Genomic DNA, 16,082 nt, shown 5'->3' on the forward strand with positions numbered 1-16,082 from the left:
ACGGTCTATGCCCCTCACGGTGCGCGATCTTTGTTTCAGGTACGCCCCGTCCGGGGAGTTCGTCCTCGACCGGCTGAATCTCGACCTCGCCGCGGGGGAGTGCGCGGCGATCACCGGCCCCAACGGGAGCGGGAAGAGCACGCTCGTCGCGGTCCTCGCCGGGATCATCCCCGCCTTCGTCAAGGGGGAACTCTCCGGATCGATCGAGGGGCCGGGGCCGGACGCGAGACCCGCGGTCATCCTCCAGAACCCCGAGGCGCAGATCCTCTGCGACGCGGTGGAGGAGGAGATCTCGTTCTTCATCGCCTATTCCGACGGCCGCGCGAGGCCGGAGCCGGCGGCCGGGATCGCCGAGGCCGCGGGGCTCGGCGACCTGCGGAGGCGGAAGGTCTATCAGCTCTCCTACGGCGAGAAGCAGCGGCTCGTCGCGGCGTGCGCCCTCTGGTGCGGCGACGCGCGCCTCATCCTGCTCGACGAGCCGTCGGCGCACCTCGACGACGACGGCGCCGAGCGGCTCTCCCGCCTCCTCGCGCGGCGCAAGGAGGGCGGCTCGTCCATCCTCCTCATCGGGCACGACTGCGAACGGCTCGGCGGGCTGATCGACCGCTGGTACGTCCTCGAGGGGGGGCGGCTCGTCGAGACGCGGGAGGGCGGGGGGCGCCGCGTCGCGCGCGGGAAAGGCCTGGTGCGGGGGGGGCGGGCGTTTTCGGAGCTGTGCGCCGTCGAGGAGATCACCTGGAGGAGCGAGACCGGCGAGGAGGCGTTCAGGGGCTTCTCCTGCGAGATCCGCAGGGGGGAGCTCTGCGGCCTCACCGGCCCGAACGGCTCCGGGAAGAGCTCCCTCGCGAGGATCCTCTGCGGCGCGGAGCCGCCCGCGGAGGGGACGGTCCGGTGGGAGGGGAGGGACGCGGACCCCGCCCTCCTGCGGAAACGGGTGGCGATGGTGGGCCAGAACCCGTTCCACCAGCTGCTCCACAAGTCGGTCGGGGCGAACGTCGAGTCGGCGCGCCGCCGGGCGCCCCGGGGCGCGGCCCTCGCGTTCGAGGAGGCGGTCCGTCTGCTCTCCGTGGGGCCGCTGCTCCGGCGGGACGTCGAGACGCTGAGCTTCGGGGAGGCGCAGAGGGTCGCGTTTCTCTGCGCGCTGCTCCGGGCGCCGGAGCTGTTGATCGTGGACGAGCTCTTCGCCGCGCTCGACGCGGCGGGGATCGACGCGTTCGTCGCGGCGCTCTCCGCGATGCGGGGGGCGGGGGCGGGCGCCCTCCTCATCTCGCACCTCGAGGCGGATATCGCCGCGATCGCCGACAGGGTCATCGCCATCGGATCGGGGGACCATGCACCGCGCGGATAATGTCAGGGTCCTCGTCTACACCACGATCTTCGGCGCGCTCTGGGGGGTCGTCGAGACGCTCCTGGGGACGTATCTCCACCTCTTCAACGTCCCGTTCAAAGGCGCTATAATGGCGGCGATCGGCGCGATCGTCCTGTGCGCCGAGCGGCTCTATACCCCCTGTTTCGGCGCGACGCTCTCCACGGGGTTCATCGCGATGGTGCTGAAGTGCTTCTCCGCCGGGACGGTGAGGATCTGGCCGGTGATCGGGATGGGGGTGGAGACGGTTGTGGCCGAGCTGGTGTTCACCGCGCTGGGCGCGGGGCGGATCGGCCTCTTCCTCGCCCCGGTCGTCTGCTGCATGGAGGGGGTCCCCCATATGTTCGTCGTCCAGCGCCTGATCTACGGCGAGGGGGTGTTCGACGCCTACCTGAAGGTCGCCGCGAAGATGCAGGCGGCGTTCAACCTGAGGGAAGACCTCTGGGCGATGGTGCTGCTCGTCTGGATCGCGGGCCACCTGGCGATCGGGATCGCCGCCGGGGTGTGCGCGATCGGCATCGGGGCCTATCTCCGACGGGAATGAACAAGCTCGCGCTCGCATTCGCGTCTGTCTGTTTCGGGAGCTCGCTTCTCGCGGCCGATGCCCGCGTGCGGCTCGCAACCGGGGGCCTTCTCATTCTCGCCGCGGCGTTCGCGGACCGCCGCTCCCTCACCGCGTTCGGCTCCTGGAAACTCTGGCTCTTCCCGCTGCTCTTCATCGTCGCGTCGCCCCTCTTCCTCGGCGAGCCCCGAACCTCGCTCCTGGGCCTCCCGTACTCCCCGGAGCAGCTTGGCCGGGGCGCCCTGTTCCTGTTCCACGCCTACTGCTTCGTGGTCTTCGGGGCCCTCGTCTCGGGGGCGTTCTCCCTCCGGGAGGTGATGCGCGCCTCGGAACGTCTCGGGATGGGCGGGGTGGGCCTGCGGGTCGCGCTCGGCCCGGCGGCGGCGAAGATCGTGAGCCGCATGGTCCGCGAGACGTGGGCCACGTACCGGATGGAGAGGCCGTCGCTCCTCCCCGCGGCGCGCGACTGCCTCATCCTGTTCGGCGCGATCGCGAGGAACACCGCCTTGATCGCGGAGCGGATCTCGATCCTCTTCTACCTCAGAAACGTGCGCGTCGGGGCCGCGGGCAGGGGCGGGAGGGGGCGATGAGGGATCTCGGGATCCTGGAGGAGATCTGGAACGGCCTCGACGAGGGACTGATCCTCGAGGATCTGTCCATATTCCTGCACTGGATCGTCACGAAGTCGCGGCGCTACGCCTTCTCCCATCTCTTCCAGGGGATGCCGGACCCGGATCCGCGGCCTCACCGGGAGACGTGCCTGAAGGGGCTGCTCGGGAAACCGGTCAGGAAGATCGTCCCGGAACTGCTCGGCAGCGGCGACACCCTCAGGGAGTCGACCGGGATCTCCTGCCTCAACAGCGCGCTCCCGGTCCCGGAAGACGCCGTCGAGGGAAACGCCGTCGAGCCGTTCCTGGAGCGCGCGCGGCGGATGAAGACCTGCTTCATCGGCCATTTCCCCGACGCCGACCGGTGGCGGCGCGAGGGGTACCCGGTCGACGTCATCGAGCTCTTCCCCGAGCCGGGGGATATCCATTGGAACGATTCGCACGCCGCCCTGGCGGCCGCGGAACTCGTCTTCATCACCGGCCTCACCTTGACGAACGGCACGTTCCCGGAGGTGATCCGGCGCACCCCGAACGCCCGGCACCGGGTGCTGATGGGGCCGACCGTTCCCCTCTCGCCGGTCTTCTTCGCGCACGGGATCGACCTCGTCGGCTCCTCGGTCATCCTCGACATCCGACGGGCGCTCGACTGGTGCCGGTGGGGCGCGGGGAGCTGCATCTTCGAGCCGGAGGGGGTCATCCGCCGGGTGAACCTGTTCCGCGATCCCGGGCTCAGGGAGGCCGTGACGGGGGGAGAGGCGTCGAGAAAGGCGGTTTGAGTATGTGGCTGAAGAAGGTCAACGACTGGAAGGCGCAGGGGATCCCCTGCGCCATGCTCACCATCGTCCAGGCGGAGGGGCCGACCCCGCGCGGGGTGGGGTCCAAGATGGCGGTGAACCTGCACGGCGACAGCGCGGGGTCGATCGGCGGGGGGCCGGTGGAGCATCTGGGCCTCGAGGAGGCGAAGAAGGCCATCCGGGACAACCGATGCCGGACGCTGAAATTCTCCCTGCGCGGGGACGAGTGGCAGGTCACGGAGGAGAAGAAGGTGCGGGGGCTGTGCGGTGGCGCCCTCACCGTCTTCATCGAGCCGATCGTGCCCCGGCACGAGGTCGTCGTCTTCGGGGCGGGCCACATCGGGGAGAAGCTCGCGGCGTTGTGCGCGGTGTTGAATCTCCCCTGCCGCGTCTACGACAATCGAAAGGATCGTCTCACCGCCGCGCGCTTTCCGCACGCGCGGAAGCTCATCCACGGCCGTTACGAGGAGCTCGCGAAGAAGATCCCCCTCTCCGCGTCGAGCTACTGCGTCATCGTGACGCACGGCCACGAGCACGACGAGGAGTGTCTCGAGCTGCTGCTGCAGAACAGGGAGATCCCGTATATCGGCATGATCGGGAGCGCGGCCAAGGTGAAGATACTTGTCGACCGCATCCGGTCCCGGGGCACGGAGGTCGACGGCCGGCTCTACAGCCCGGTGGGGCTGAAGATCGGCAGCCATCTGCCGGAGGAGATCGCCCTCTCCATCATGGCCGAGATCATGCTGCTCTCCGGGGGGGGATCCGGGGAGCATTACCGAATCAGGTGGCACGAGACGGCGAAGGAACGATGAGCCCGCGGAAGAAGAACATCCTCGTCACGGGCCCCCCCGGGGCGGGGAAGACGACGCTGGTGGAGGCGGTGGTCCGGTCGCTCGGGGTGCGGCCCGGCGGGTACGTCACGAAGGCGTTCCCCGCGCGCGGGAGGAAGATCCGGTGTGAGATAGAGGCGTTGACGCCCGGGGTGCGCAGGAGGAGGGGGGTAATCGCATCCGTCGACGCGCCGGGGGCGTTCCGCGTCTGCGGCATGGGGGTGGACGCGGCGGAGATCGAGGCGGTGGGGGCCGCGGCGCTGGAGAACGCGGCGGGCTCGTCGCCGCTCATCGTGATGGACGAGATCGGGCAGATGGAGATCGCGAGCCCCCGCTTCCAGGAGGCGGTCATCGCATGCCTGGATTCCGCGACGCCGGTGCTGGGGGTGATCAAGACGGCGCGCGGTCCGTTCGTGGACCGCATCAAGGCGCGGCCCGACATCGAGCTGGTGGAGCTGACGGAGGAGAATCGCGGCGCCGCGCGGGAGCGGGTGCGGGGGCTGCTCGCCGCCCTGGCCGGCCCCGGCGGGAGCGGGTGCGGGGCGCCGCGCGACACGGGGGAGACGGTATGTTGACCATGCTCTGCAAAGGCGGCCCGCTGATGATCCCGATCATCCTCGGGTCGGTCGTTGGGTGGGCGATCGTCATCGAGCGGCTCTGGGTCTTTCGGCGCGTGCGCGAGGACGCGTTCGAATTCGTGCAGGAGGTGTTCCGGGATATCAGGAAGGGGAGGACCGACCTTGCGCTCGAGCGCTGCCGCCAACTCGGCGCGAATCCGCTGGCCGCCGTCTTCAGGATCGGGATCGCGCGGGCGTCGCTCCCCCCCGACCGGCTCGAGAGGGTCATCGAGCAGGCCGGGAACAACCAGGTTATGCGGTTGGAGCGGCGCCTCGGGGCGCTCGTGGCGATCATCGGCGTCGAGCCGCTCCTCGGGTTTCTGGGGACCATCACGGGACTGATCCGCGCGTTCATGTCGTGGGAACGCGCGGGGGCGCAGGTGACGGTCAGCGTGCTCGCCGCGGGGATGTACGAGGCGATGCTCACCACGGCGGCGGGCCTGATCGTGGCGATCCCGCTCTACCTCTTCTACGCCTACTTCGTGAGCCGCATCGCGAACCTCTCCAACGCCCTCACCAACCACTGCATCCAGCTGGTCGAGGCGCTCTCGGAGACGCGGCAGGAGGGGAAACCGTGAAGATCGCCGGGAGGAGACAACGCCTGGTGGCGCTCGAGTCGGTCGCGATGACCGACATCGTGCTCAACCTGTTCATATTCTTCTTCATCTCGTTCAGTCTGCTCTACACCCTCAACGCCGACCGGGCGCACGCCATCAGGATCGTGTTGCCCGCCGCGGAGAGTGCCGCCCCGCCCCCGGAGGCCCCGGAGGCGCGCGTGACGGTGACCCAATCGGGGGAGCTGTACCTGGACGGGGAGCGGATCGGGGAGGAGGCGCTGGGCGGCGAGATCGCCCTGAGGAAGTCGGCGGATCCCGATCTGCGGATCTCCCTCCGCGCCGACAGGCAGGCGCCGTTTCAGGAGGCGGTCCGCGTCCTGTCGATCGTCTCGGCGTGCCGGGTGCGCGCGCTCGATATCGCCGTCGTGAAGGAAGGGGACGCCGACCGCTGACGGGCGCGCCGCCCCCCTCAGAGCCCCTCGAGGTCCTTCTCCCCGAGCCCCTGCCCGGGTCTTCCGTCCCGGCGCGCCCTGACCTCCCTCCCCTCGAAGACGATCAGCGTCGGCACCACCTCGACGCCGTACGTTTCCCAGAGCGGGTTCTCGAGATCGTCGAGAACCACCGTGAGGCAGCCGCGCCCCCCCGCCTTGGCCGCGGCGAACGCATCGAAACGGGGGCGGAACGCGCGGCAGTACGGGCAGGCGCTCATCACGAAGAGCACGACGGTTTTCCCCCCCGCCGCGAGGTGGGGGGCCAGCGACGACGGATTCAGGAGCGTCTGCATGGTTCGATCGCGGCGCCGGCGTCAGGCGCGCAGGGCCCTCGCGGTCTCGCGGACCAGCAGGAGCGCCATCAGGAGCAAAACCGCGGCGATGAGCCCGATCACGGACAGGCGGTACCTGCCGATGAGAAGGACGAGCGCCCAGACGGTCATGACGATCATGAACGCCATCGGAACGAGCACGATGCCGGTCCGCTTTCCTCCTTTCTTCAGCCAGAGGGTGATGACGAGGAGCGTGAGCGCCGCGAGGAGCTGGTTGGAGGCGCCGAAGGCGGGCCAGATGACCTTCCACGCCGGGACGGGGTTCCCCTGCGCGTCGCGGAGCGTGATGAGGACGAAGATCGCGGGAAGGACGAGCGTGGCGAGGGTGGACCAGTAGCGCGTCTTCACGCCGGCGAGGCCGAAGAACTCCTCGAAGATGTACCGGCCGAGGCGCGTCGCGGTGTCGAGCGTGGTGAGGATGAAGGTTGAGAGGGCGAGGAGTCCGAACGAGTAGCCGATCCTCTGCGGGACGCGGAGGAGCGCGAGGAAGCGGCTGATGCCGGTCGCGTAGATCTCGAGCGGCGGCTTCCCCGCGAGGGCGTCGTGTCGCGAGATCATGATGACCGTGGCGAGGGCGATGACGGCGATGACCCCCTCGACGAGCATCGCCCCGTAGCCGACGAGCCGCGCGTCCGATTCGCGGTCGAGCTGCTTCGACGACGTCCCCGAGGCGACGATGGAGTGGAACCCCGAGCAGGCGCCGCAGGCGACCGTGATGAAGAGGATCGGGAAGAGCGACCCGAGCTCCGGCGCGGTCCAGTCGACGAAGGCGGGGAAGCTCGCGGGGAAGGCGCCGAAAGAGATGCCGACGAGGCCGCCCAAAACGGAGGCGTAGAGCAGGAACGAGGAGAGGTAGTCGCGGGGCTGGAGGAGGACCCAGACGGGGGTCGTGGAGGCGACGAAGCAATAGACGATGAGGAGGACGGCCCAGACCTTGACCGGGTCGCCGCCGGTGAGGGAGCGGACCGACTCCGCCTGGAGCGGGATGCGCTGGCCGACCCAGACCGCGAGGAAGACGAGCGGCACGAAGACGAGCGATGCGGCGAGCACGGTGAGCCGCAGCCGATAAACGCAGAGGCCGAAGCCGATCGCGAGGGCGATGAAGATGATCGAGGAGACGGCGACCCCGCCGTCCATCGCGAAGGTGGCCGAGGTGAGATCGGTGAAGACGATCAACACATAGACCAGCGTCAGCCAGATGAAGGAGAGGAAGAGCTTGTAGGCGAGGGGGGACATATATTCCCTCGCGATCTCCGCGATCGAGCGCGCCCGGTGGCGGATGGAGACGAAGAGCGTCGCGAAGTCGTGCACCCCGCCGATGAGGATCGAGCCCGCCACGATCCAGACGAGGGCCGGGAGCCAGCCGAAGGCGGTCGCCGCGATGATCGGGCCCACGATCGGCCCCGCCCCGGCGATCGACGAGAAGTGGTGGCCGAGGAGGACCGCCCGGTTGGCGGGCACCCGGTCCACCCCGTCGTAGTCGGTGTGCGCCGGGGTCGGGCGCGTGTTGTCGATCCCGAAGAAGCGGGCGAGGAAGCGGCCGTAGACAAGGTACGCCGCCGCGAAGGCGACGACCGCGGAGAGGAAGACGACTGTCAGCATCGGGCGGCTCCGTAAAAATACCAGTATAGCACGGAACGAGGGGGAGGAGCGGGGTGTAGCTTCTCGGGAAAGTCGGGGCTCACGGGCGTGTCGCAGCCGTCATTCCCCCCTCCGGCGGCAGGCCCGGCCTCTTGCTCCTGAAGGGCGCGGCTCCGGGCGCAGCGCGTCAGGATCGCGTCATCCGCGACGACCCCGCGGCCGCACCTGAGCGCCGAAATCCGACGCTAGGGGCGCGGGTCCCCCCCCTCGCCCGGGAGCGCCGCGGGGGTCCTGGGCTGGATGTCGAGCTGCGCGGGGTCGGGGATCTCGTCCCGCGCGACGCCCATCTCCTGGAATCGGCGGGCGAGCGGGATCAGGCGGCTCTCCAGCGAGGCGACCGCCCGGTTGTAGCCCTTCACTGACTTCTCCAGCGCCTCCCCGACCCCCGAGAAGTGCCCCACGAAGGTGGCGAGCCGCCCGTACAGCTCGCGCCCCTCCTCGGCGATCCGTTCCGCGTTCTCCGCGAGGCGCTGCTGCTGCCAGCCGAAGGCGATCACCTTCAGAAGCGCGAAGAGGATGACCGGGGAGCTGATGAGGACCCGGTTGGCGATGGCGTATTCGAACAGATCCCGGTCCTGTTCGAACGCGGCGGAGAGGGACGCCTCGAGCGGCACGAACATCACCACGATCTCCGGGGCCCGCTCGAACTGGTCCCAGTACGCCTTCCTGCCGAGGTCGTTCACCTTGCCCCGCATCGCCTTGGCGTGCTGCGCGAGTTTGGCGGCGCGCGCGGCCTCCTCCCGCGTCTCCATCGCCTCGAGGTAGGCGTCGAGCGGGACCTTCGAGTCGATCGGCAGGATGCCGCCCTGGGGCAGGCGGATCACCATGTCGGGCCGTCCGGGGCCGGCCTCGGCGGCGGCCTGCTCGTCGAAATCCACGTGTCCCGCCATCCCCGCCATCTCGACGAGGCGGCGGAGCTGGAGCTCCCCCCAGCGTCCCTTGACCGTCGGGGATCGCAGCGCCTGCGCCAGCGTGGTGGTGGTGCTCTGGAGCTGCGCGTGGAGGCGGCCGAGTTCCGTGAGCTGCTGCCCGAGGGCCTGGTACGCCCCCTCGCGCTTGCTCTCGAGCGCCCGCACCAGCATGTCCAGCGACGCGAGGTCGTTGGTGAGCGGCTTGACGAGGTTCTCCAGCGCGCTCCGGGACCGCTGTTCGAGCTGCGCGGAGTTGGCGTGCAACACGTCGCTCGCGCACGCCTTGAAGGCGTCGACGAGCGCCGCGCGGGAGGTCTCGGCCCACTGCAGCTTCTCGGCGTCCGCCTGCAGGGCGGCCCTGAGCCGGGCGCGCTCCTCCCGGTATCTAACAAGCAGCATCAGCGCCCCCGCCAGTGCCAGGCTGAGCGCGATCAGGAGTATCGTCATCATCATGCTTCACCTCCCGTGCCGCTATCATACCCCCCGCGCCGCGTTCCGTAACCGGAAAAATCAGTTTCTTCCGCCCCCGGGGAGCGGCGCGGCTTTGACGCCCCTGCGCGCACCTAGTATAGTAGCCATATGCCCGAGCATGCGGATATCCTCGTCGTCGGCGGAGGACCCGCCGGGATCTTCGCCGCCGTCACCGCCGCGCAGCACGGAGGGAACGCCCTCCGTGTCGCCCTCGTCGAGCACAACCACGTCCTCGGCCGGAAACTCGGAAAGACCGGGAACGGCCGCTGCAACCTCACCAACCGAAATGTGTCGATCGAGCGCTACCACGGCGAGGAGACGCGCTTTCTCCACAACGTCCTGCCGCGCTTCACGAGCGACGATTTGCTCGCCTGGTTCGAGGAGCGCGGGGTGGAGTTCAAGGAGGAGGAGGACGGCCGCGTTTTCCCCGTGACCGACCAGGCCTCCACGATCGCGGACGTCCTGAAGGAGGAGGTCGCGCGATGCGGCGTCGCCGTCTCGCTCGGGAGGCGCGTCGAAGAGGTTGGGCGCGGAAAGGACGGGGGCTTTTTCGCGCGCTGCGCGGGAGGGGGAACATTCCTCTGCCGGAAACTTGTCCTCGCCGCGGGAGGGCCCGCGTACCCGCAGCTCGGCGCCACGGAGGACTGCTACGCCTTCGCGAGAGCGTTCGGGCACACGGTCGTTTCCCCGGCGCCGGCCCTCGTCGCCTTCGAGATCGCGGCCAAATCGCTCTTCGACCTCCAGGGGGTGAAAACGCGCGCGGAGGTGAAGGCATATCAGGGCGGGAGAGTCGCTGCGACGGCCACGGACGAACTTCTCTTCACGCACTTCGGCGTATCCGGCCCCGCGGTCCTGCACGTGAGCAGCTTCGTCACGCGCGGCTTGTGCGCCGCAGCGACGGCGAAGACGGACCTGCCCGGCACGGAGACACTGCTTCGGGTCAACCTTTTCCCCGGCCTGCCGCGCGCGGATGTCGAGAAGAAGATCCTCTCGCTCTGGAAGCGCACCCCGAAGCGCTCCCTCGGCAACAGCCTGATGGGGATCCTCCCGAAGAAACTCCCGCAGGTTCTCTTCCGGAATGTCCTCGGGCTGGACGTGGAGACGCCGTCCGAGAAGATCACGCGTGAGAACCGCACCCGCATCGTGAACGTTCTGACGAATCTCGAGTTGAAGGTCGCCGGGACGCGCGGCTTCCGCGACGCGCAGGTCGTCTCCGGCGGCGTGCGCACGGCGGAGGTGGCGGGGAGGACGATGGAGTCGCGCCTTGCGAATGGCCTCCACTTCGCCGGGGAGGTGCTGGACATCGACGGCGACTGCGGCGGCTTCAACCTCCAGTTCGCCTTCGCCTCGGGATACCTCGCGGGCCTTGCGGCCGCCGCGCGCGCAACGTAAGCGCCCGTCCCGACGAGACCGTCGCTCTTCCGGCGGTCGAGCCGGCCATTCTCGAGGGCGTCTATCCTCCACGACAGGTCCTCCCGGAAGAGTCGGAGATTCGCGTCCGGCCGCCGCGCCAGGCCCGCGCATTCGTGCGGCATCTCCGCTCGACGCCCCCGCGGCACGTCCGCCCCTCCCCACACACCAATCGACCTCTCCGCCTCGGCGAGCCCGGCGCGGGGCGGGGCGGTCCGCCGGCGACGCGCGGCGGGAGTGCGGAGACGGGGGGCGAAAAATATCTGTTGACGGCGGGCCCTATACTGGTATAGTGGTACCAGAATAGTTAGAAATGAGGTATCCATGGCGCAGATGCTCAGGATCTCCGAGGCGGCGGCGCTCGCGATGCACGCGGTGGTCCTGATGGCGGCCGATTCGAAGCGTCCCCTCGCCGTCAGCCGCGCCGCGCGGCGACTCAACGTATCGGGGGCGCACCTCTCCAAGGTCCTTCAGCGCCTGGCGAAGGCCGGCCTCGTGGACTCCATCCGGGGCCCGCGCGGAGGCTTCATCCTCGCGAAGAAGCCGGGGAGGATCACGCTGCTCGAGGTCTACGAGGCGATCGAGGGGCGGCGCGAAAAGAGCGAGTGCCTCTTCGACGGGCGCGGATGCGGCGTGCCCCGCTGCATCCTCGGCGGGCTTCTCGGGAAGGTGGACGCGCAGATCGGGAGGTACCTCGCCGCGACGCGGATCTCCTCCCTGGCGGACCTGTACGCGGGGGACAACGGCGATGAAGAGACGCATCATAAGGATTGACGAGGCCAGGTGCACCGGCTGCGGGCTCTGCATCCCCAACTGCCCGGAGGGGGCGCTGCAGGTCGTCGACGGGAAGGCGCGCATGCTGAGCGACCTGTTCTGCGACGGGCTCGGCGCCTGCATCGGCCACTGCCCGGAGGGGGCGCTGTCGTTCGAGGATCGGGAGGCCGAGCCGTACGACGAGCGGCGCGCGATGGAGAATATCGTGCGGGGCGGGGAGAAGGTCATCCGGGCGCACCTGGCGCATCTGCGGGATCACGGGGAGGAGGGCTACCTGAGGGAGGCGGTCGGATACCTCGAAGAGAGGGGGATACCGGTGCCCTCGGAGGAGAAGCCGGCGCGAAGAGACTCGGCGGCGGCGCCGAAGCCCCGCGTCTGTCCCGGCGCGCAGGCATCGAAATGGGGGATGCCGCGGAAAGGCGCCGGCGCCGGGTCGGCCGGACCGGCAGCCGCGTCCCGTCTCGGCCAGTGGCCGGTGCAGTTGCACCTCGTGCCCGCGTCCGCATCGTTCCTGAAAGGGGCCGACCTGCTCGTCGCCGCCGACTGCGTGCCGTTCGCCTTCGCCGGTTTCCACGACGAGCTCCTCGCGGGCCGGGCGCTTCTCGCGGGGTGCCCGAAGCTCGACGACACGGCCGCGTATCTCGAGAAGCTGACGGAGATCTTCAGGCAGAACGAAATCCGGTCCGTGACCGTCGCCAGGATGGAGGTGCCGTGCTGCGCCGGGATCGTGCGCCTCGTCGGGGAGGCGATGCACGCGGCGGGCGTGGAGATCCCCCTGCAGGAGGTCGAGATCGGCATCCGGGGTGAGAGGAGATGAGCGGATTCAGGTGCCCGGGAACGGAGCGGATCAGGGCGTCGTATCCCGACGAGGTGCCGTGCGCGTGCGGCGGGAAGGTGGAGCTGTGGCCGGACGAGGACGGGGCGCGGTGCCCGGCGTGCGGCCGCACCGCGAAGAGGGAGATCCCCCCCTCCTGCCTCGACTGGTGCGCGGCGGCGAGGGGGTGTGTCGGGGAGGAGCGCTACGCGCGGTACCTGCGCGCGAAACAGCACAGGGCGATTGCGTCGCGGGGGAGGAGGTGAGGCCGTGAAGCCGACGGAGCGGTTGAAGGAGGAGCACCAGGGGGTCAAGCTGATGCTGAGGATACTCAAGAAGGCCGCCGAGAGGATGCACGGGGGCACCGCCGTGCCGCACGAGCACCTCGGACAGATGGCGGAGTTCTTCAGGGTCTTCGTGGATCGGTGCCACCACGCGAAGGAGGAGGAGCTGCTGTTTCCCGCCATGCAGGAGGCGCGCATCCCGGAAGTCGAGGGGTTGATCCGCGCGCTGCGGGAGGAGCACGAGCGCGGCCGCGGCATCGCCGGATCGTTCGCGGACGCCGTCGTCCGCTGCGGCGCCGGCGACCACCGGGCCCCGGCGAAGATCGTCGCCGAGGCGCGCGTCTATCGCGACCTGCTTATCGCGCATATCGAGAAAGAGGACACGGTCCTCTACCCGATGGCCGACGAGAAACTCTCCGGGGAGACGCAGAAGGCCCTTCTCGACGGATTCGAACGGATCGAGGAGGAGCGGATAGGGGCGGGGACGCATGAGAGGTTCCACGGGGTGCTGCGGCATCTGCACAGCGTATACCTGAAAGGGTAGGGGGCACGTACACACACGGAGCGGGCGGCGCATGCCGCGTGCGCGAGGAGGGGGAGATGACACAGGGGATGTTCTGCTACCAGTGTGAACAGACGGCGAAAGGGTCCGGGTGCACCGTGCAGGGGGTCTGCGGCAAGAACCCGGAGACGGCGGCGCTCCAGGACCTGCTCATCCAGGCGGCGAGGGGGATCGGCTGGTACGCGCACCTCGCGGCGGGACAGGGGGCGCGCGACCGCTCCATCGGCGTCTTTACCGTCCGGGCGCTCTTCACGACCATCACGAACGTGGACTTCGACCCCGAGAGGATCGAGGGGCTGATCCGGGAGGCGGCGCGGGTGAAGGAATCCGCGCGCGCGCTCGCGGAGAAGGCGGGGGCGCGGATCCCCGGGGAGGTCCCCGCGGCCGCGAAATGGACGCCGGGGGAGAGCCGTGAGAGGCTCCTCGCGCAGGCGGCGAAGGCCGGTCTCTCGTCTGACCGCCCGGAAAACGAAGATCTGCGCTCGCTCGAGCACCTGCTCCTCTTCGGCCTCAAGGGGATCGCGGCGTACGCCGACCACGCGCACATCCTCGGCAGCGACTCCGACGAAATCTTTGATTTTCTTCACAAGGCGCTCGCGACGCTGGCGGAGGGGAAGGCCGGCGCGGACGAGCTCGTCGGGCTCGTGCTGGAGTGCGGGAAAATCAACATCGCCGTGATGGAGCTCCTCTCGCAGGCGCACCGCGCGCGGTTCGGCGTCCCCGTCCCCACGCCGGTCTCCCTCGGCACCAGGAAGGGGCCGGCGATCATCGTGAGCGGGCACGATCTTCTCGACCTGGAGGAGCTGCTCGCGCAGACGGAGGGGACCGGCGTCAACGTCTACACGCACGGGGAGATGCTCCCGGCGCACGGCTACCCCCGGCTGAAGAGGCACGCCCACTTCGCCGGGAACTACGGGACCGCCTGGCAGAACCAGCAGAAGGAGTTCGCGGCAGCGCCCGCCGCGGTGCTGATGACCACCAACTGCATCCAGCGGCCCGCCGCCTCCTACGCCGACCGGATCTTCACCACGGGGCTCGTCGCGTGGCCGGGCGTCGTCCACATCCCCGACCGGGCACACGGGCGCCCCAAGGACTTCTCCGCGGTGATCGCGCGGGCGAAGGAGCTCGGCGGGTTCGAGGAGAGGCCGGGGAAGACGGTCACGGTCGGCTTCGGGCACGAGGCGGTGCTCGGCGTCGCGGAGACGGTTGTCAACGCCGTGAAGACGGGGGCGATCAGGCGCTTCTTCCTCATCGGCGGCTGCGACGGCGCCAAGCCCGGGCGGAACTACTACACCCGTTTCGCGGAACTCGTGCCGAAGGACTGCGTCATCCTCACACTGGCGTGCGGGAAGTACCGGTTCCACACGCTTGACGCCGGCGACATCGGCGGGGTGCCGCGCCTTCTCGACATGGGGCAGTGCAACGACGCCTACTCGGCGGTGAAGGTCGCGCAGGCGCTCGCGGGGGCGTTCAGCTGCGGGGTGAACGATTTGCCGCTCACCTTCATCCTCTCCTGGTACGAGCAGAAGGCGGTGGCGATCCTGCTGTCGCTGCTCTATCTCGGCATCCGGGGAATGCGGCTGGGGCCGTCGCTGCCGGCGTTCGTCTCCCCGGGGATCCTGAAGGTGCTGGTGGAGCGATTCGACATCAGGCCGATCTCGGGCGATCCGGAAAAGGATCTGGCGGAGGCGCTGGGCGGCAGGTAACCGGCGATCCGCCGGGCGGACATACGTCAACGGAAGGCGGCGTTTGGCCATTGACGCGCCGCGCGTCCGCCCGCACAATGGGCGCGTGTGCGCCGGCGCGGAGGGCTTTGCCATGACGGACTCGTTCAGCGCGGTTCAGGTGACCGATCGGGTGTACTGGGTCGGGGCGACGGATTGGGCGGTGCGCAATTTCCACGGCTACGCCACGACCCGGGGCACCACCTACAACGCCTACCTGATCGTCGCCGACAAGATCATCCTGATTGACACGGTCAAGGCCCCGTTCAGGGACGAGATGTTCGCCCGCATCGCCTCCGTGGTCCACCCCGGGCGGATCGACTATATCATCTCGAACCATTCCGAGATGGACCACTCCGGCTGCCTGCCCGAGACGATCGCCGCGGTGAAGCCCGACGCGGTCTTCGCCTCCGCGATGGGGGTGAAGGCGCTCGCGGACCATTTCCGCCTCGGCCCCGGCCTCGTCGCGGTGAAGAACGGCGAGCAGATGAACCTCGGCGGGGTGAACCTCTCCTTCCACGAGACGCGGATGCTCCACTGGCCGGACAGCATGTTCACCTGGATGCCCAACGACCGCCTCCTCTTCTCGCAGGACGCGTTCGGGATGCACCTGGCCTCCGGCGAGCGTTTCGACGACGAGCTCCCCGCGGATCTGCTGGAGCGGGAGGCGGCGAAGTACTACGCGAACATCCTGATGCCGTTCTCCCCGCTCGTCGCGGCCCTCCTCGGAAAACTGCCGTCCCTCGGCATCTCCCCGCGGATCATCGCCCCCGACCACGGGCCGATCTGGCGGGGCAACGTCGCGGGGATCGTCGAACGCTATGCGGCGTGGGCGAGGCGGACGCCGAGGCGCAAGGCGGTGATCATCTACGACACGATGTGGGGGAGCACGCACCGGATGGCCCGTCTGATCGGCGAGGGGGTCGTCGCGGGCGGGGCGGAGGTGAAGATCCTCCCGCTCGGGGCGAATCACCGGAGCGACGCGGCGACCGAGCTGCTCGATGCGGGCGCCCTCCTCGTCGGCTCGCCGACGCTCAACAACGACATCTTCCCGACCGTGGCGGACGCCCTCTGCTATCTGAAGGGGCTGAAGCCCAAGGGGCTCGTCGGCGCGGCGTTCGGCTCCTACGGCTGGAGCGGCGAGTCGGTGAAGATCCTGAACGGCCTCCTGAAAGAGATGCAGGTGGGGCTCGTCGGCGATGGCGTGAGCGTCCGCTATGTCCCCGATGACGGGGCGCTTGCCGAATGCGCGGCGCTCGGGCGCCGCGTCGCGGAGACGCTCCCCGCAGGCGAGGGGAAGGCGTAGGCGTTCCCTTCCCGCACAGGGGCGCACC

At 69.4% G+C, this 16,082-nt stretch carries 18 protein-coding genes; 15 read left to right on the top strand and 3 right to left on the bottom strand.

Translation table 11 applies throughout. The annotated features are described in order from the left end of the window. The first annotated feature begins 7 nt into the window (after positions 1 to 7). The 8 genes from GXY35_07990 to GXY35_08025 are packed head-to-tail and all read left to right on the top strand — an operon-like array spanning position 8 to position 5,786. Positions 8 to 1,348 (top strand): ATP-binding cassette domain-containing protein, encoded by a 1,341-nt coding sequence (locus GXY35_07990; GenBank protein NLW94514.1) that lies wholly within the window; start codon positions 8 to 10, stop codon positions 1,346 to 1,348. Then, complete coding sequence (locus tag GXY35_07995; protein ID NLW94515.1) at positions 1,332 to 1,910, top strand: hypothetical protein; 579 nt, start codon at positions 1,332 to 1,334, stop codon at positions 1,908 to 1,910. Before GXY35_07990 ends, GXY35_07995 begins: the two co-directional genes overlap by 17 nt. After that, positions 1,907 to 2,518 (top strand): hypothetical protein, encoded by a 612-nt coding sequence (locus GXY35_08000; protein NLW94516.1) that lies wholly within the window; start codon positions 1,907 to 1,909, stop codon positions 2,516 to 2,518. The genes GXY35_07995 and GXY35_08000 overlap by 4 nt, the downstream gene beginning before the upstream one ends. Further along, positions 2,515 to 3,312 carry a hypothetical protein gene (locus tag GXY35_08005; protein NLW94517.1) on the top strand — a complete coding sequence of 266 codons (798 nt, stop codon included), beginning with the start codon at positions 2,515 to 2,517 and terminating at the stop codon, positions 3,310 to 3,312. The genes GXY35_08000 and GXY35_08005 overlap by 4 nt, the downstream gene beginning before the upstream one ends. A 2-nt stretch (positions 3,313 to 3,314) precedes the next feature. Then, positions 3,315 to 4,142, top strand: a complete 828-nt coding sequence (locus tag GXY35_08010) for an XdhC family protein (GenBank protein NLW94518.1) — start codon at positions 3,315 to 3,317, stop codon at positions 4,140 to 4,142. Then, positions 4,139 to 4,735 (top strand): AAA family ATPase, encoded by a 597-nt coding sequence (locus GXY35_08015; protein NLW94519.1) that lies wholly within the window; start codon positions 4,139 to 4,141, stop codon positions 4,733 to 4,735. The genes GXY35_08010 and GXY35_08015 overlap by 4 nt, the downstream gene beginning before the upstream one ends. Further along, positions 4,729 to 5,355 carry a MotA/TolQ/ExbB proton channel family protein gene (locus GXY35_08020; protein ID NLW94520.1) on the top strand — a complete coding sequence of 209 codons (627 nt, stop codon included), beginning with the start codon at positions 4,729 to 4,731 and terminating at the stop codon, positions 5,353 to 5,355. The genes GXY35_08015 and GXY35_08020 overlap by 7 nt, the downstream gene beginning before the upstream one ends. Beyond that, positions 5,352 to 5,786 carry a hypothetical protein gene (locus GXY35_08025; protein NLW94521.1) on the top strand — a complete coding sequence of 145 codons (435 nt, stop codon included), beginning with the start codon at positions 5,352 to 5,354 and terminating at the stop codon, positions 5,784 to 5,786. Before GXY35_08020 ends, GXY35_08025 begins: the two co-directional genes overlap by 4 nt. Positions 5,787 to 5,803: 17 nt before the next feature. Here the strand turns inward: GXY35_08025 and GXY35_08030 are convergent, their stop codons facing one another. From GXY35_08030 to GXY35_08040, 3 genes are all read right to left on the bottom strand, one after another. Next, positions 5,804 to 6,118 carry a thioredoxin family protein gene (locus GXY35_08030; protein ID NLW94522.1) on the bottom strand — a complete coding sequence of 105 codons (315 nt, stop codon included), beginning with the start codon at positions 6,116 to 6,118 and terminating at the stop codon, positions 5,804 to 5,806. A gap of 21 nt (positions 6,119 to 6,139) precedes the next feature. Next, entirely contained in the window at positions 6,140 to 7,759 is a 1,620-nt protein-coding gene (locus GXY35_08035) for a carbon starvation protein A (protein ID NLW94523.1), read from the bottom strand. A gap of 224 nt (positions 7,760 to 7,983) precedes the next feature. After that, a complete protein-coding gene (locus tag GXY35_08040) occupies positions 7,984 to 9,162 on the bottom strand; it encodes a DNA recombination protein RmuC (protein ID NLW94524.1) in 1,179 nt (392 codons plus the stop codon). Positions 9,163 to 9,288: 126 nt separating this feature from the next. Here GXY35_08040 and GXY35_08045 point away from each other — a divergent pair, with 126 nt between their 5' ends. The 7 genes from GXY35_08045 (at position 9,289) to GXY35_08075 (ending at position 16,054) form a co-directional block, all read left to right on the top strand. Beyond that, positions 9,289 to 10,572 carry an NAD(P)/FAD-dependent oxidoreductase gene (locus tag GXY35_08045; GenBank protein NLW94525.1) on the top strand — a complete coding sequence of 428 codons (1,284 nt, stop codon included), beginning with the start codon at positions 9,289 to 9,291 and terminating at the stop codon, positions 10,570 to 10,572. Between the two features lie 342 nt (positions 10,573 to 10,914). Next, positions 10,915 to 11,364 carry an Rrf2 family transcriptional regulator gene (locus GXY35_08050; protein NLW94526.1) on the top strand — a complete coding sequence of 150 codons (450 nt, stop codon included), beginning with the start codon at positions 10,915 to 10,917 and terminating at the stop codon, positions 11,362 to 11,364. Then, positions 11,339 to 12,181 (top strand): 4Fe-4S binding protein, encoded by an 843-nt coding sequence (locus GXY35_08055; GenBank protein NLW94527.1) that lies wholly within the window; start codon positions 11,339 to 11,341, stop codon positions 12,179 to 12,181. The genes GXY35_08050 and GXY35_08055 overlap by 26 nt, the downstream gene beginning before the upstream one ends. Next, a complete protein-coding gene (locus GXY35_08060; GenBank protein ID NLW94528.1) occupies positions 12,178 to 12,444 on the top strand; it encodes a phosphohydrolase in 267 nt (88 codons plus the stop codon). The genes GXY35_08055 and GXY35_08060 overlap by 4 nt, the downstream gene beginning before the upstream one ends. Positions 12,445 to 12,448: 4 nt before the next feature. Continuing rightward, positions 12,449 to 13,006: a hypothetical protein gene (locus GXY35_08065; GenBank protein NLW94529.1), complete on the top strand. Its 558-nt coding sequence runs from the start codon at positions 12,449 to 12,451 to the stop codon at positions 13,004 to 13,006. 68 nt (positions 13,007 to 13,074) lie between these two features. Continuing rightward, complete coding sequence (gene hcp / locus GXY35_08070; GenBank protein ID NLW94530.1) at positions 13,075 to 14,730, top strand: hydroxylamine reductase; 1,656 nt, start codon at positions 13,075 to 13,077, stop codon at positions 14,728 to 14,730. Between the two features lie 112 nt (positions 14,731 to 14,842). After that, positions 14,843 to 16,054, top strand: a complete 1,212-nt coding sequence (locus GXY35_08075; GenBank protein NLW94531.1) for an FprA family A-type flavoprotein — start codon at positions 14,843 to 14,845, stop codon at positions 16,052 to 16,054. The last annotated feature ends 28 nt before the right edge of the window (positions 16,055 to 16,082 follow it).

The sequence above is a fragment of the Chlamydiota bacterium genome (genome assembly GCA_012729785.1).
GTDB lineage: Bacteria > Auribacterota > Tritonobacteria > UBA1439 > UBA1439 > UBA1439.